Source organism: Natrialba swarupiae, assembly GCF_008245225.1.
In the GTDB taxonomy this organism is placed as follows: domain Archaea; phylum Halobacteriota; class Halobacteria; order Halobacteriales; family Natrialbaceae; genus Natrarchaeobius; species Natrarchaeobius swarupiae.
The window spans coordinates 41,011-56,423 of the sequence record NZ_VTAW01000015.1 but is presented as its reverse complement, the minus strand read 5'-3'; the positions used below and the strand labels follow the sequence as shown (position 1 = coordinate 56,423).

Sequence of the window (15,413 nt, the reverse complement as noted above, 5' to 3'; positions counted from 1 at the left end):
TCAACAATCGCACGCGGCGTGCGCTCGAATTCGCTCGAGCACGTAGTCGATCTCGCCCGCCTCGAGACAGAGCGGGGAGATCGTCACAATACCCTCCTCGAGTCTGTCCGACCCGACGAAAATGCGTGGCGTTTCCGCTCTGAGGGCACGGACGAGGTTCGTCGCCGACGACCGCGCGGCGTCCGAATCCACGCGAACGACGACCTCCGGCGCGACCGAGACGCCGTCGCCTGTGGTCACGGCCGTCTCGAGTCCGGCGACGTCGGAGAGATCGGCCGCGATACGGTCGGCGCGTTCTCGCCACACACGCCGGCGCTCGTCGTGGTCTTCCTCGAGGAACGACTCGAGGGCGACGATGAGGCCGACGAGTTCTTCCTTCCCGACTTTCATCGATCGACCGATGCCCTGACGGGGGACGCCGTCGAGTTGGTCGACGTCGACGAGTCCCGACGGAGGAGTCCAGACGTCGGCCGCCGCGTGCATGTCGAGATGTTGGAGGGCGATCGATTCGATCAACTCCGCCCGCCCGGCCACGACTCCGGTCGTCTGCGGGCCGCGAATCGCCTTGCCGCCGCTGAAAACGACGAGATCCGCTCCCTCGTCGACGAACCGTGAGAGATTCTCGGCCGGAGGGAGTTCGGCCGCCGCGTCGACGATCACCGGGACGTCGTAGTCGGCGGCGACGTCGGTGACGACCTCGAGCGGGGGCTGGGTGTACGGTTTCTGAACGTAACCGATCGCGGCCGTCTCCTCGGAGATCGCAGCCTCGATCTCCCAGGGTTCGACGTTCGTCGCGCCGGTTCCGAGGTGCCTGTCGTTCGTTCCGACGTCGACGATCGTCGCACCGACGGCGCGAAAGGCGTGATCGTAACCGATCCGGTGGGTCCGGGCCATGACGACCTCGTCAGGAATGCCGGTCGTGTCGGGGAGCTGTGCCATCCGTTCGACGTCCCGCCCTGCGAGCGCTGCAGCGCACGCGAGTGCGAGCCCGGCGGACGCACCGCTGGTCACGTACCCTGCGTCGGCCCCGGTAGCGTCGGCGATCCGCGAACTCGCTTCGGCTTGCAGGTCGGAGAGGCGGACGAACGAACGAGACGCTCGTTGCATCGCCGCAACCGCTTCGCTCCGGATTCGGCTCCCCCCGATCCGCGTTTTGGTTCCCGCCGCGTTGATCACGGAGGGGACTCCCAGTTCGTCGTAGATCGCCTCGTCCTCGCCAGCGTCGTTCATACATGCGCTCGTCGGATCGCGAATATAAGCGTTCGGTTCCCCAACACCGGCTCGAACGTGTGCAAACGAGCCCTCGACGTCACTCGAGAGATAATGACTTAACACCTACCCGGGAGATGCTGACGTATGCGACCGACCATGGACGATCTGGTTGTTCTGTTCTACAACTACGCCGTGATCCTCTCGGCGGGATACACGGTCATCCAGCTCGACGTCGACGACCGGGTGCCGTTGCTCGGCGTCGGTCTCGTGCTCGCGCTGTTCTGGACCGGCTACTTCAGGTTCAGCATCCGTCCGAGAGTCGTCCAGCGCGACGAAGACGAATCGGACGGGGCGGAGAATCGGAACGGCTGACGATCCGTCCACGCCAGTCCCGGTGCGTCCGCGGTCGGGCCGCGTCCGAATATGCGGGATTTTATGTGCGAGGAACGCGTCGTGGGCGTATGGAAGACGGGGTCAAATCGGTGGCAAAAACGACCGAAACGTCGATCGAGGTAGTGAATGCACTCGAGAAACTCGGCGAGGCGACGCTCGAGGAGCTCGCCGACCAGCTGGATCTCTCGCCGAGTACCACCCACCGGCATCTGGCGACGCTGCGGAAACACAAGTTCGTCACGCAGACCGACAACCAGTATCGGCTCGGACTGCAGTTTCTGACCGTCGGCGGCGTCGCCCAGCGACGGGTTACCGCGTTTCCCACGATCAAGGAGAAAGTCGACGAACTGGCGAAGAAAACGGGAGAGCGAGCCCAGTTCATCGTCGAGGAACACGGCGAGCGAATCTATCTCTATACCGAGGTCGGACAGAGCGCCGTACAGACGGGAGCACACGTCGGAAAACGCGGCGAACTGTATACGAGCGCGGGCGGAAAGGCCATCCTCGCACACCTCCCCGACGACCGACGGACCGAGATCGTCGACGACCTCGCGTTCGAGACGGAAACGAGCGCCAGTATCGGATCGGTCGAGGAGTTGTCCGACGAACTGGAAACCATTCGGGAACGGGGATACGCGTTCAACGTGGAGGAGACGACTCGAGGGGTCAACGCGGTCGGTGCCGTCGTGACGGACGCCGATCAACGCGTTCTCGGCGCGTTGAGTGTCTCGGGGCCGGCAAATCGGCTGAAAGGCGATCGGTTGACCGAGGAGTTCCCGGCGTACGTACTTGGCGCGATCAACGAACTCGAACTCGAGATCGCACACGCAGTTCGCGGCTAAGATCGAACGTCGCACGCGATCCGAATACTCGAAACCGGACGCTATAGTATCCGGACGCGGACGAGATCTTCCGACAATGTCCCTATCTGTCCGATCGATCCGTCCGGCACGAGAGAGAAAATCCCACATAGTGGGATAGAACGAAATTCACACGACGAGACGACCACAAATCGAGAGCGAGTGGGAAATAGCTCCGAATATATGAGACGGGTGAGGCGTCTCCCGAGAACTGACGAACGAGTCCTCTGGCCACCGGGAACCACGTGAAGCCGAACGGCTCATACGGTCTGCTGTCCGTCAGTACCGCCGAGCCCGGGACCCGTTCTCCGGGTGTGGCGGGACACAGGGACAGCAATCCGTATCACTCGAGAGGAGTCAATCGAGGCTTCGGCGTCTCGCTTCCGTGTCGGAGATGGTACGCACCCTCGAAGGCGACCTGGTCGCCGACCGACACCTCGTCGTCCGAAAGCTGTGCGATCAACTGGACCTCGCCGAACCGGGCGAGACCGAGCCGATTCGGTGACCGGATGTCCGCCGGCGTAACCCTGTTTTCGGTCCAGGCGATGAGTTCGCCGACGGCAAGTTCGTACGTCGAGACGTCCGTCCCGCCACAGTCGGGACACCGACGGCGCGTGTAGTACCACCGGTGCCCGCAGTCCGCACAGACGAACGCATGGTCGACCGGAATCGAGTCGAATTCGGCTGTATCGTTCGAGTCAGTCATGATTCCAGGAGAGTACAGACGCTGTTGTTTCCAAATCCCGCGACGTTGATAGCGAATCCGACCTCCGCGTCGGGGACGCGCCGCTGGTCGGGAAGATCACCTCGCAACTGCCACACTAGTTCGATCAGTTGGGAGATCCCCGTCGCTCCGAGCGGATGGCCACGAGCTTTCAACCCCCCACCAGGGTTGACCGGGAGCTCGCCGTCCAGCCGGGTTTTACCGTCCAGCGTCGCTTCCCACGCGGTTCCGGCATCGTAGAACCCGAGTTCCTCGAGTTCCAGTAACTCAAGGACGGTGAACGCGTCATGGATGCAGGCGACGTCGACGTCGTCGCGTTCGAGATCCACCCCGTCGAACGTCCGCTCGCCCGCGAGCCGGACGCTCTCGATCGCCAGCGGATCCGGTCGGGCCGCGACAGCGTGTGTCCCCGTCGCGCTGGCGATACTCGTCACCTGAACTCCCTCCTCGCGCGAGAGGACGAGCGCGGCGGCCCCGTCGGTCATCGGACAGCAATCGTAGAGTCGAAGCGGATCGGCGATCACCGGCGACTCGAGAACGTCGTCGACGGAGATCCGTTTCTGGAACTGCGCCACCGGGTTGTCGACCGCGTTCCGGTGGTTCTTCTCGGCGACCGCAGCCAGCGCGTCGTGGGGTGCGTCGTACCGGTCGAGATAGACGTTCGCAGCCAGTCCGGCGAACGACGGGAGGGTTAGCCCCTGTTCGTACTCCCGGGGATGGACGAGTTGGCGAATCGAATCGGTGACGTCTGCGGTCTCGCCGACGGACATCTTCTCGACGCCGACGACGAGCGCGACGTCCGATTGGCCGCTCGCGACGGCTTCGACGCCGCGGTGGACGGCGCTCGCCCCGGTCGCGCTCGTGTTCTCGATCCGGTCGGAACGGACTCCTTCGACGCCGAGTGCCGACGACAGGGCGTTCGCGAGACCAGCCTGGGTGCCGAGTCCCTCCGAGAGCGCGTTGCCGACGTGGACTGACGTGATTTCCGCTCTCGAGTAGTCACCGTCTTCAAGGGCACGTTCGGCCGCAACCCCAGCGAGATCGACGACGGACCGGTCGGAGGCGTTCTCGAACGGCGTCATTCCGACACCCCCGATTCGGACGTTACTCACGCACCGTCACCTCCGACGGTCGGTTCGTCGTGGTGCGTGCGTCTGCGTTCGACTCGCCTCCGTGATCGGGTGGAACGACGAAACGCTCCACCACTGGTATGAGATAGCGTAACATGCATGTGGCTCCTCGAGATCCCCTTCCGGGCTCCCTTCTCAGGATAATTCACAACGGGTTAAACAAGTTGCTAAAGCGAGTACGGCCACGCCACAGTTTCCAGGTAGTGAAACCGATGGCGTCGCCCGGTTTCAGACGGATTGCTGTACCGTGTTACCGCTGAAACCGCAGACTGGTCGCGGGTCCGGCGGTACCGACGGACAGTAAACCGTATCACTCATTGACCGGCGTTTGGAATGGGACGTCCCATCGGATATACAGTAATCACTAGTTATATACTATTTAATGAGGTGATAGCCACACAATATACTGTTTCCGATCAAATTAGTCGGTTAGGGTTTTAGATAGTGATTTCGTAGTATTTATTGTGGTTTTTTGTATATTTCGAGAAGGTATATGTTACACCAATACTATTAGTGCTATGTACATATAGTGGTATAGACAGAATATATTAAGATACATGAATTGATTTGTAATTTGACCAAGTCGTACCGATCATCACTGCGACCGCGAGCTCGATATTAGTGATGACCGACGGACCTCCCCACTCATTCGACCCAATTGCTCGAGCGCAGCGGGCGCAAATATTACAATAGTACTATTGTCAAATGAGCAGTATTCCTCCGATCTCTTTGGGAGTCCAATCATCGCATTTTGACCGAGTGTCGGACGGTGGGAGAAGACGGGGCCACAGCGTGACGTTGGACCGAAGGGCGGAGTAACTCCTTTTCAGAGATCCTCTAGACACGCTCCATCGGCGAAATCAACCGAATGTGCTCGGCCAGATATCGATTCCACTATGCGGAATGTGAGAGTAGAATGACACGGATCAGAGCGAATCGTTCGACGACGTCTTCGAAAACTGGATGTTCAATTCGAGTTCGTTAGCCCGGCCGAGTAAGTACGTGGGAAGCTCGTTTTCGAGACGATTGCCCTGCATTCGACGCGTTGGACCAGAAATACTCACCGCAGCGAAAATCCCATCTTTCCCCTTCCGAATCGGCACACCGACCGCACACAAGTTCTCGTGGTCTTCCTCTCGATTCAGGCTGTAGTTTTGGGTACGAACGGTCCGAATTTCCTCCCACAACCGTTCTTCGTCGGTGATCGTATTCTCCGTGAGAGCGGGGAGACCGTGTTGTTCGATGATCTCCTCTACGCGTGCGTCCGAGAGACGGGCAAGGATCGCTTTTCCCCCCGCGGTTGCATGGAGTGGGAGCTTTTTACCCAGTAACGGACTGCTCTCGACTGCCTGTTCACCAGCCTGTCCGTACAAATACACCGCCTGTCCGTGTTCTTCAACGAAGAGCTGAACGTGTTCCCCGGTCTCCGCTGCAAGTTGGTCGACCAGTTCCGTCGCAAGGTCGTATCCAGGTTTCCGTTTCGACGCGTACGAGCCGAACTCGAGGAACTTGAGGCTCACGACGAACTCACCGCCTTCTTTTACGACGTAGTTCCGAGAGAGAAGCGTCGAAAGGTGTCTATGGGCGGTACTCTTCGCGATATCCAGTCGTGAAGCGACGGTCGAGAGATCGGCACCATCGGTCTCCTTGAGCAATTCTAAAATATCGAAGGCCGTGTGTGCGGTCTGTACCTCGTTTCGTCGATCGGTTCCATCCACCATGTTATGAAACCACACGAGTTAGAGAGACTTCAACCTTCCGCATATTCGAACGACGTGATCGATCTGTTGGTTGGACCGACAACCTACCCGTTTGCAAACGATACGAAAGCGTTGGTCGTTATTTTCTGAATTATTCACCCTATATTCCCGGCTGTTTTAAGCAGTATGTATAAATTCAATACTAATAAATAGGTGGGCCGGAAAATATGGGGCTATGGAGTCTCGGAGACTTACCGACGGCTACACTATCGAGCCGATAATCACCGGTGCGTGGCAACTAGCCGAAGATCATAGCGATAACCGGACCAACACGCCGGTCGAAGACTTATTTACGTTCGTCGACGCCGGCTTCTCGACGTTCGACTGTGCTGACCACTACACCGGGGTCGAAGAACTACTCGGAACGTTCCGCGAACAGTACAGGGATGAAACGGGCAGCTATCCAGGCATCAACGTTCATACGAAGTTCGTCCCGGATAAAAGCAAACTCGACAGTATTACCCCCGAGTACGTAGAGCGGATCATCGACCGCTCCCGGCGTCGGCTCAACGTTGACTCTCTCGATCTCGTTCAGTTCCACTGGTGGGACTACGAGATCGACAACTACGTCAAAACGATGGAGATACTGCACGACTTGAAAAAAGATGGGAAAATCGACCACCTGGGCGTAACGAACTTCGACGTCCGACATCTCGAGGAACTCATCGATGCAGGTATTCCGGTTATCAGCAATCAGGTTCAGTACTCCCTCCTCGACGACCGACCCGAGAGAGAACTCGTAGATTTCTGTGAAGAACACGATATCAAGTTGCTGTGTTACGGAACGCTCGCGGGCGGCTTTCTCACGGAGCGCTACCTCGGCGAACCCGAACCGGAGCACCCGATGGAGAATCGGTCACTGACCAAGTACAAACTCATCATCGAAGAAAACGGCAGCTGGTCCGATTTCCAGATGCTACTCGAGGAACTCTCCACCATTGCGGACAAACACGAGGTATCGATCGCCAATGTTGCGAGTCGATACATCTTACAACGCCCACGCGTCTGTTCTGCAATCGTCGGTGCTCGCAATACCAACCACATCGACGATAACCTTCGAACGACCGAATTCAAACTCGACAGTCAGGATACGCAGCGAATCGAGCGAGCGTTAGACGAGTTCGACGGGGTGCCCGGCGGTGTGTATATCGCCGAGCGTGAGGACCCAAAACACGCGAACATTATGAAGTACAATTCGAACACGTAGACTGAACGAGAGGAACTACCGTGACGAGGAAGAGCGAATATAATGTATGAGTCGTGTTCGTGAACGACCGCAACCTGCCTCCGACCAGGGTTGGTTCTCGATGACACGATTACGGTACTTACCAACGTAAGTATCCCCGAAGCGATACGCGTACCCCCGGTTCCACCCAAGAGAGAACAACTCTCATGCCATTAGTTAACTATATGTATGTTCCTCTCTAAGTGTGGTACGGAATGGTGAAAAACAACCACAGTGAGCTCAATAGACGGGGGCTCCTCACCGTGTTTGGTGTAAGCGCGGGTGCACTGGCTGGCTGTCTCGGTGAGACCGACGACAATGGGAACGGTAACGGAAATGGTAATGGTAACGGCGGGATCGATACCGACCAGCTGACGGTTGGGATAAACAGCGAGCCGACGACGCTCGATGCCCACGAATCGACGCGTATTCCGGAGCGATTGACGCTCTCGGCGATTCACGAGCCGTTGTTCTATCTCAACCCGGACGCCGAGCCGGTACCGCATCTCGTTTCCGACTACGAAATTAACGAGGACGCGACCGAGTTCGTCTTCCAGCTCCAAGAAGGCGTAACGTTTCACAACGGCGAACCACTCGATGCCGAAGTCGTCGAGTGGAACTTCGATCGGATCATCGATATCGGAATCAACTCGGGTGATTTAGATCCCGTTACGTCTTTCGACGTAACTGGCGAACACGAACTGACGATCGAAACGGAGTCGCCGTTTCCACTGTTGCTCCAGGAACTCGCGGAGTTCAGTAATTTCCACGGAATGGTCTCGCGGGAAGCCGTCGAAGAAGCAGGGGACGATTTCGGCCGCGAGGTGATCGTCGGAACTGGACCCTACGAATTCGTCGAGTGGGAAGCCGCAGACCGCATCCGTCTCGAGCGATACGACGACTACGATTGGGGGCCCGATTTCGCCACACAACAGCAATCGAGCGTCGAAGAGGTCGAGATCCGAATCATTCCGGAGGCATCGACACTGACGAACGAACTCATGGTGGGCGACGTCGACGCAGCATACGAACTCTCGTTAGCTCAGACCGGGGAGGTCGAGTCCAACGATGGGACCGACGTCGAGCGGAATCAGGGAACGTGGACGTTCCTTCCAATCAACGTCGACCGTTCACCAACCGACGAGGTCGAGGTTCGCCGTGCAATTTCACACGCGATCGATCGCGAACCGTTGTTACAGGTCGGTCTCGACGGCGAAGGTGAGCTCCTGTACGGGTACGTCCCCCCATTCTGGGGCGGCGGACTCTCCGAGTCCGAAAACCAAGAGCTGGCGTACGAATACGATCCCGATCGAGCCCGCGAACTGCTCGAGGAGGCGGGCTGGACCAACGACGAACAAGGAGCGGTGCGGTCGAGAGACGGCGAAGAACTCGAGCTGGATCTGCTGTCGTTCCCACTGGGTTTGCTCGAGAATATGGCCGAGGCGATCCAGAGTATGCTTACAGACGTCGGGATCGCGACCGATTATCGCGCACCCGAAGCCTCGACGTTCTACACCGACCTCGAAAACGACGAACACCACATTGCGACCAGTGGCGGGAGCTTCACGCCGTTTGCGTCGTCGGTTCTCTCCCGATACTACCACGGGAGTGAGCGGGTCTCCGAGGGAGGGCGTAACTACTCGAATTACGACAACCCCGAAGTGAACGATCTGATCGGCGAGATTCAGACGGACCCGGACCCGGACGCCCGCGACGACGCCGCAATGGAGGCCCAGCGGATACTCCACGACGATGCCGTCGCTGTGAACCTCAACCTCCTCAACAGAAACTACGGGTACGACACCCAGTTACAAGGGATCGATACCTGGACCGAGAACCCGCTCTGGTGGGGACAGTACCATCTCCACTGGCGCGAAGTCGAATTCTAGAACCGGATTTCCGTTTTGAATGTCGTTTTCGAGCGTCGAACGCTGGACGGTCGAGTGAACTGTTAGTCGTGGTGGTGGCAGGCACACTCGTGGGAAGGTCCAACGGATTCGAGGGACGGACACTCCGTTTCGCAGATGTCGCCGATATACTCCTGACATCGCGTATGGAACTTACAGCCGGCCGGTGGGTTCTCCGGGCTCGGAACGGATCCCTCGAGCAGTATTCTGTCCTCCATGGATTCGGGTGTCGCCCGGGGAACCGACGAGAGGAGCGCCCTGGTGTAGGGGTGTTTTGGGTCCTCGAAGAGTGTTTCCGTGGGAGCGATTTCCGCGATCTCCCCGAGATACATGACCGCGATCCGATCTGCAATGTGGCGAACGACGCTGAGGTCGTGACTGATGAACAGATAGGTGAGATCGTATTCCGACTGGAGATCGTCCAGGAGGTTCAGAATGTTCGCCTGAACGCTTACGTCGAGGGCGCTCGTTGGTTCGTCGGCGACCACGAGTTTCGGTTCGATACTGAGTGCTCGAGCGATACCAACGCGCTGTTGTTGGCCGCCGCTGAGCTTATGAGGGGGCCGTGAGAGATGGTCTTCAGTAAGGCCGACTTCCGTGATCAGTTCGGCGATCCGGTCTTTCCGTTCGTGTTTCGACCAGTCAGTCAGTGACTGCATCGGCTCTTCGATGCATTCTTCGACCGTCATTCTCGGGTTGAGACTCGAGCCAGGATCCTGAAATATTATTTGCATGTCTGCGCGCAGTTCCTGCATGCGCGAAGACGACGCAGCCGTAATATCCTCACCGCGGTAGTGGATCGAACCGTCGGTCGGTTCGTGCAACCGGAGCAACGTTCTGGCGAGCGTCGACTTGCCACAGCCCGACTCACCGACGAGACCGAGCGTCTCTCCGTCGGCGATCTCGAGCGAAACGCCGTCGACCGCTTTGACGGAGCCGACTTGTCGGTTGAGTATCCCGCCGTTGACCGGGAAGTACTTACACACGTCGTTCGCTGCTAGTATCGAATCCGTCGCGTCCGTTCGATCTCGTTCAGTACGCTGAGTCATGAGTTTGTTCCTCGGTGGTCCATGGTGGTTTCTCGCTGCTCGCGTCAGTGTAGAGGTGACAGGCAACGGTGTGCTCTGCCTCGACGTCGTACGCTTCGCCTGGCGGTTGCGCCTGTGGAACGACCTCGTCACAGGCCGAGCCAATGTACTGTGGACAGCGAGACGCAAACGGGCAACCTGACGGTGGTTCGTTGAACGTTGGGACCGATCCCTCGATTGCCGGGAGACGCTCGTGGACAGTATCGAGTTTCGGGATACTCTCGATCAGTTTTCGCGTGTACGGATGCAACGGTAGTTCGAAGAGTTCGTTCATCGTGCATCGCTCTGCGACAGTTCCGGCGTACATCACCGTGATGCGATCTGCCACCTCACTTACCGTCGCGAGGTTGTGACTGATATACATGATCGACATGTCGAACTCGTCGCTGATGTCTTCCAGGAGGTCGAGGATTTTTGCCTGCGTCGTAACGTCGAGGGCCGTCGTCGGTTCGTCGGCGATCAGCAGGTCTGGTTTCGTTATCAACCCCATCGCGATCATGACACGCTGGCGCATTCCCCCGCTGAGCGAATGTGGATACTCGTCGACGAGTCGCTCTGCATCCGCTAACCCGCAGGCCCGTAGCATCTCGATCGCCTCGTCGATGGCCTCGTCTTTGGTGACGTCCCGGTGAGCCAACAGCGGTTCGGTCACCTGTTGGCCGATCGTAAGCACCGGGTTGAGGGCCTTCATCGGATCCTGATAGATCATACTGATCTCGTTCCCTCTGATCTCGTCCATCTCCGAATCGGACCGCTCGAGGAGATTCTCCCCTTTGTACCTGATCTCGCCGCCGATGATCTCTGCTGGTGGTGACTGCAGCAACTGTAACACCGAGAGAGCGGTCACACTTTTCCCGCAGCCACTTTCACCGATAATCCCCATCACTTCGTTATGTTCGATTGTTATGTCGACACCGTTTAACGCGTATACTGGTTCGTCTTCGGTCCGGAATCGAACGTTGAGGTCGTCTATTGCGAGGAGTGGTTCTGTCATGGTTAGAACGGTCTGGATTGTTTGGGATCGAGCGCATCGCGCAGGCTATCACCGAGCGCGTTGAACCCAATGACGACGATCATAATCGCAAACCCGGGGAAGGTCGAAATCCACCATTCGGTCGCGAGCTGACCACGTCCGGCTTCGATGATCGCCCCCCACTCGGGGGCAGGTGCCTGGATACCGAGACCGAGAAACGACAGCGCAGCCGTCTGAAGGATCACTGACGGCAACGTTAGCGTCGCGTAGACGATGATGCTTGCGCTGGCGTTTGGCAGAATGTGACGAAGCATGATTCTGACGTCGCTCACCGCGGCCGCGTTTGCAGCTTCGATGTACTCTTCTTCCATGACACTCTTTACGTCACCGCGAACGAGGCGAGCGAAGCCACGCCACCCGACGCCTGCAAGGGCAACGATCAGCGGGACGAGTCCACCGCCGAGCATCCCGGCGATAGCGAGCGCCAGCACGATTCCGGGAATCGCCAACGTAATATCGACGAGACGCATGATCGCTGCCTCGATGTGGCCCCCGTAGTAGCCCGCGATCAGTCCGAGCGGAACGCCGATCAGCACCTGGATCGCAACAATGCCGACGCCGAGACCGAGGGCGTACCGGGATCCGTATATCACCCTCGAGAAGATATCCCGACCGAATCGGTCCGTTCCGAACGGATGGGACAGGCTGGGGGCCTGGTTTACGCTGCCGTAGTTCTGTTCGATCGGATCGTACGGGGCAATCTCCGGTGCAAAGATGGCAACCATTACGAGTCCGATCGTTATCGACGCGCCGATCAACCCGGTTTTCGTCCGGAAAATGCGGCGCAACACCTTGTTCTCTCTGAGAGCCGTTGCTGAAGTACGGAGTCGACCGAGTATCGATTGGTTCGTTTTAGAGCTCATTGTGGTAAGTTAGTCGTAGGTCACTCGTGGGTCGAACTGCGTGTACGCGATATCGACGATCAGGTTCGCAAACAACACGATAACGGCGTACACCAGAACGATCCCCTGAACCACCGGATAATCACGGCGGCTGACCGAATCGACCAGTAGCCGACCGATTCCCGGCCAGGAGAACACGTATTCGATGATCACCGACCCCGAGAGAACCATCGGTATCTGCAATCCGACGAGCGTCGCGATCGGTATCATCGCGTTTTTCATCGCATGCGTGTAGATGACCGCACGACCACCGATTCCTTTCCCCTTAGCTGTGCGAATGTATTCTTCGTTGATGATCTCGAGCATAGAAGAACGCGTCAACCGCGTCAACAAGCCCGCCCGACGAGCCCCGATCGCAAACGCCGGTAACGCGAGATAACTCAGCCACTCTACCGTGAAAATTGTCCCACTGCGGCCGGATATCGGCGTGATTCCCAGTTCGACGGAAAACAGTAAGATGAGGATCAGCCCGAGCCAGAACGAGGGCATCGAGAGCCAGAAAATCGCAAAGACCATCGATCCGGTATCCATCCACGTGTACTGACGGACGGCGCTGATCACGCCCAACGGCAGTGCGATAACGAACGTGATGGCGATTGCAACGATCGACAGTTCCAGCGTGGCGGGCAACCGTTCCATGATCATCTGGTTTACCGGCTCACCAGTCACGATCGACGTCCCGAGATCACCCTGAAGAACACCGGCGACCCACTCGATGTACCGAATGTACACCGGTTGGTCCAACCCGATTTCCTGGCGAAGGTTCGCGACCGCCTGTGCATCCGCCTGTGCACCGAGTGCCGCTCGAGCGGGATCTCCCGGTGAGAGATTGATGAGTAGTGTAATAAGAACAGTGACTCCAAGGAGGACTGGTATCATTACCAGTAACCGTCGGATGACGTACTTTAGCATGAGTCGACATCACATAGGAGATATTCTACAGTAATAGTATTACCGATTGGGCAGTCCTGGTGAGTGAGTTTCAGTCAGGGGACCGAACAGTGGAGATCCGTGAATGTAGCTCTGAAATCTCGGATTGAGGGGGAGACACCGACAGCCAGTCTCGATTATCAGGTCTTCGAGGTGGAAAGGTTTAATTCTCCATAGTCGATATGGCAAACGATAGCTGATGACAGAGGACGATACGTTCACTCTATACGACCTGCGAGTCGAGTGCGTAGAAATAACTGGCGACGCCGTTTCAAGCTACGAAGTCGGGGACTACTTCGAGGTACACGGCGAAGAGATCGTTCTGCCCGAGGGCCAGACGTTTTCGCTCTATGCGCTTTCGTCCCTGCTCCCACTCCTTCCTGCCAAGCAGCGCGAAACCGGGGAGAAAGACTGGATGACGACGGATACCAGAGTGGCAGGACCGGACCCGAACGTCGGCGGCGTGTTCGAGATAACCCGAATCGGAACGCGCGAGTTCAACCACGACGACGTCTCGGGAGAAGACCTCGAGACCACGGATTGAGACGGACAGTGGGAACGCAGCGGCGAAACAACCCGATCGATCCATGACATCCTCCGCGTCGTAAACGGCGCGGTTTCCTTCGTGGGAGTCTCGGCTATGCCGATTCCCCGGAGGCAACATTCCCGTCACGGTGGACGGTACTCGGGTCTGTGCGCTGTTCTTTGGGACTTTCGTGAGAGCGTGGTGACTCCGACCAGTTGTGGTCGTCCCACTCGAACCGCACGGGCCGTGCCATCGGCCTGACTGCCTTCTCTGTGTGCCGTCTCAGAAACGTTTCTGAAGCCGTAAGGTCGGCGTGCCCCTCGAACCCACACGGGCAGGTGAGCGTGTCCTGATGCCGTGTCGTTCGGTCTGTCGAACCGCATTGCGGGCACTCTTGGCTGGTCCACGCTTCCGACCGGACCTCTACGGAGATACCGTATTCCTCGGCGGTACAGGCTAGACGCTCGGTAAACTTCTTGAACGACCAGAAGTTGTGCGTCTTGGCGTTCGTTTCGACTGACCAGTGTGTATCCAACACGTCGGTCAGGCCACCGATATACACCGTGTCCACACCCTCGGCGTACAGTCGTTCGAGCAGGTCACGACACAGTGCTTCTTGAGCGTGGTCGCGGCGGCGGGTCCGTTTCCGGTACAGCCGCCGGATACGCTCGCTACTGTATCGGCCTTCTTCGAGTCGTTCGGAAGACGAAGTCTTCCGTGATTCCGAGAGACTTCGTCTCTCGGGCAATTTCGACTGTAACCGGGCGATTTCTCGTGTCGTGTCACGGAACCGCTGGAACAACTCGCGGCCTTCGTACAGATATTGGTCGCCGGTCGTCGTGGTACAGGCGACGAGATTGTTTGCACCAATGTCCAGAGCGGCCTTGTGGTCGGCCAGTGGAGTGCCCCGTGCATCGTCAGAAACAGTCACGGGTTGCGAAGCTCGGAAGGTGCTATCAGTCTCGCCGTACCACAGGTCTAACCGGCTCTGGTCCTCGTAGTCGGGCCAGTTCGGGTCGCCGACGACTTCCAACCGGAGACGGCTTTTTGGGCTGTTGTGCCTGTCTCGGAGTTGTTCTCCGACAACGATCTCAAGTCGGGAGCGAGCGCCCCATTCGACAGTGTACGCATCTTTGCGAATGACGCCTTTGAGAACACGTCCGTCGTCTTCGTTCCCACGGAATCCCGGCGGCCCCGGGTGTTCCGTGACCGACGTGTTTGACTCGTCGTGATACTGGTCTTTGAGCGTGAAAAACGACTTCCACGCTTCGGTGTTTTTTCCAATTACTTGTTGGGCAGTGGACGCACCGAGAACGCCTTTGTACTTCCCTTCGAGTCGGCCTGTATCAGCCTCGAACACGTCGCCCTCGAAGCCGTTTTCGTCGTTGTCAAGCAAATCGTAGATTTGCGGACATCGCGGAGCTTTGCTCCGCTCAGTACCGCATGAGACGCTGAAAGTTGACTTCGTTCCAGAGAGCGGCGGAAGCGTCCAACAGGTCCCGTAGCACCTGCTCATCGTCGTCGGAGAGCGGTCGCACGGCGAACGTGTTGGTACGCTTCATCAGCCACTCCTGTATACGTCCGCTTCTGGTTTGAATGTCAGCCATCCGCAGTGGAAGTGAAACTCGTCCGTCTTGTTGGTGACTCAGGGCCAGCGAGCTTTCGGCAGAATCTCACTAAAGGTTACGCGCTTCACGCCCGCCCTGTTCGGTCCTCGGTTCCG

13 protein-coding genes and 1 pseudogene are annotated in these 15,413 nt (G+C 58.0%); 5 read left to right on the top strand and 9 right to left on the bottom strand.

Features of this window, described 5'->3' with window-relative positions:
* Entirely contained in the window at nucleotides 1–1,230 is a 1,230-nt protein-coding gene (locus tag FYC77_RS12420) for an aminotransferase class V-fold PLP-dependent enzyme (RefSeq protein ID WP_149081816.1), read from the bottom strand.
* A gap of 126 nt (nucleotides 1,231–1,356) precedes the next feature.
* Here FYC77_RS12420 and FYC77_RS12415 point away from each other — a divergent pair, with 126 nt between their 5' ends.
* Together FYC77_RS12415 and FYC77_RS12410 are read left to right on the top strand one after the other, a co-directional pair.
* Nucleotides 1,357–1,584, top strand: coding sequence for a hypothetical protein (locus tag FYC77_RS12415; RefSeq protein WP_162354522.1), 228 nt, complete (start codon nucleotides 1,357–1,359; stop codon nucleotides 1,582–1,584).
* Nucleotides 1,585–1,673: 89 nt separating this feature from the next.
* Nucleotides 1,674–2,447: an IclR family transcriptional regulator gene (locus tag FYC77_RS12410; RefSeq protein WP_149081814.1), complete on the top strand. Its 774-nt coding sequence runs from the start codon at nucleotides 1,674–1,676 to the stop codon at nucleotides 2,445–2,447.
* 361 nt (nucleotides 2,448–2,808) lie between these two features.
* On the opposite strand, the gene FYC77_RS12405 is transcribed toward FYC77_RS12410, so the two are convergent.
* The 3 genes from FYC77_RS12405 to FYC77_RS12395 all read right to left on the bottom strand — a co-directional run bounded on the left by FYC77_RS12405 (nucleotide 2,809) and on the right by FYC77_RS12395 (nucleotide 6,040).
* Nucleotides 2,809–3,171 carry a Zn-ribbon domain-containing OB-fold protein gene (locus FYC77_RS12405; protein ID WP_149081813.1) on the bottom strand — a complete coding sequence of 121 codons (363 nt, stop codon included), beginning with the start codon at nucleotides 3,169–3,171 and terminating at the stop codon, nucleotides 2,809–2,811.
* Nucleotides 3,168–4,271 carry a thiolase family protein gene (locus tag FYC77_RS12400; protein ID WP_149081856.1) on the bottom strand — a complete coding sequence of 368 codons (1,104 nt, stop codon included), beginning with the start codon at nucleotides 4,269–4,271 and terminating at the stop codon, nucleotides 3,168–3,170. Before FYC77_RS12400 ends, FYC77_RS12405 begins: the two co-directional genes overlap by 4 nt.
* A gap of 974 nt (nucleotides 4,272–5,245) precedes the next feature.
* Entirely contained in the window at nucleotides 5,246–6,040 is a 795-nt protein-coding gene (locus FYC77_RS12395; protein ID WP_149081812.1) for an IclR family transcriptional regulator, read from the bottom strand.
* Between the two features lie 214 nt (nucleotides 6,041–6,254).
* On the opposite strand from FYC77_RS12395, the gene FYC77_RS12390 reads away from it, so the two are divergent.
* Together FYC77_RS12390 and FYC77_RS12385 are read left to right on the top strand one after the other, a co-directional pair.
* A complete protein-coding gene (locus FYC77_RS12390; protein WP_149081811.1) occupies nucleotides 6,255–7,286 on the top strand; it encodes an aldo/keto reductase in 1,032 nt (343 codons plus the stop codon).
* A gap of 233 nt (nucleotides 7,287–7,519) precedes the next feature.
* Complete coding sequence (locus FYC77_RS12385; protein ID WP_149081810.1) at nucleotides 7,520–9,193, top strand: ABC transporter substrate-binding protein; 1,674 nt, start codon at nucleotides 7,520–7,522, stop codon at nucleotides 9,191–9,193.
* A gap of 62 nt (nucleotides 9,194–9,255) precedes the next feature.
* Here FYC77_RS12385 and FYC77_RS12380 read toward each other — a convergent pair whose 3' ends face one another.
* Genes FYC77_RS12380 through FYC77_RS12365 form a run of 4 tightly spaced genes read right to left on the bottom strand, consistent with a single transcriptional unit; the run spans nucleotide 9,256 to nucleotide 13,146 of the window.
* On the bottom strand, nucleotides 9,256–10,260 hold the full coding sequence (locus FYC77_RS12380; RefSeq protein WP_149081809.1) for an ABC transporter ATP-binding protein: 1,005 nt from the start codon (nucleotides 10,258–10,260) through the stop codon (nucleotides 9,256–9,258).
* Nucleotides 10,244–11,293 (bottom strand): ABC transporter ATP-binding protein, encoded by a 1,050-nt coding sequence (locus FYC77_RS12375; protein ID WP_149081808.1) that lies wholly within the window; start codon nucleotides 11,291–11,293, stop codon nucleotides 10,244–10,246. Before FYC77_RS12375 ends, FYC77_RS12380 begins: the two co-directional genes overlap by 17 nt.
* A 2-nt stretch (nucleotides 11,294–11,295) precedes the next feature.
* Nucleotides 11,296–12,195 (bottom strand): ABC transporter permease, encoded by a 900-nt coding sequence (locus FYC77_RS12370; protein ID WP_149081807.1) that lies wholly within the window; start codon nucleotides 12,193–12,195, stop codon nucleotides 11,296–11,298.
* 9 nt (nucleotides 12,196–12,204) lie between these two features.
* Nucleotides 12,205–13,146 (bottom strand): ABC transporter permease, encoded by a 942-nt coding sequence (locus FYC77_RS12365; RefSeq protein ID WP_149081806.1) that lies wholly within the window; start codon nucleotides 13,144–13,146, stop codon nucleotides 12,205–12,207.
* A 217-nt stretch (nucleotides 13,147–13,363) separates the two neighbouring features.
* On the opposite strand from FYC77_RS12365, the gene FYC77_RS12360 reads away from it, so the two are divergent.
* Nucleotides 13,364–13,708, top strand: coding sequence for a TIGR04076 family protein (locus tag FYC77_RS12360; protein ID WP_149081805.1), 345 nt, complete (start codon nucleotides 13,364–13,366; stop codon nucleotides 13,706–13,708).
* Nucleotides 13,709–13,802: 94 nt separating this feature from the next.
* Here the strand turns inward: FYC77_RS12360 and FYC77_RS12355 are convergent.
* Nucleotides 13,803–15,252 (bottom strand): annotated as a pseudogene (locus FYC77_RS12355) (RNA-guided endonuclease InsQ/TnpB family protein).
* Nucleotides 15,253–15,413 lie beyond the last annotated feature (161 nt).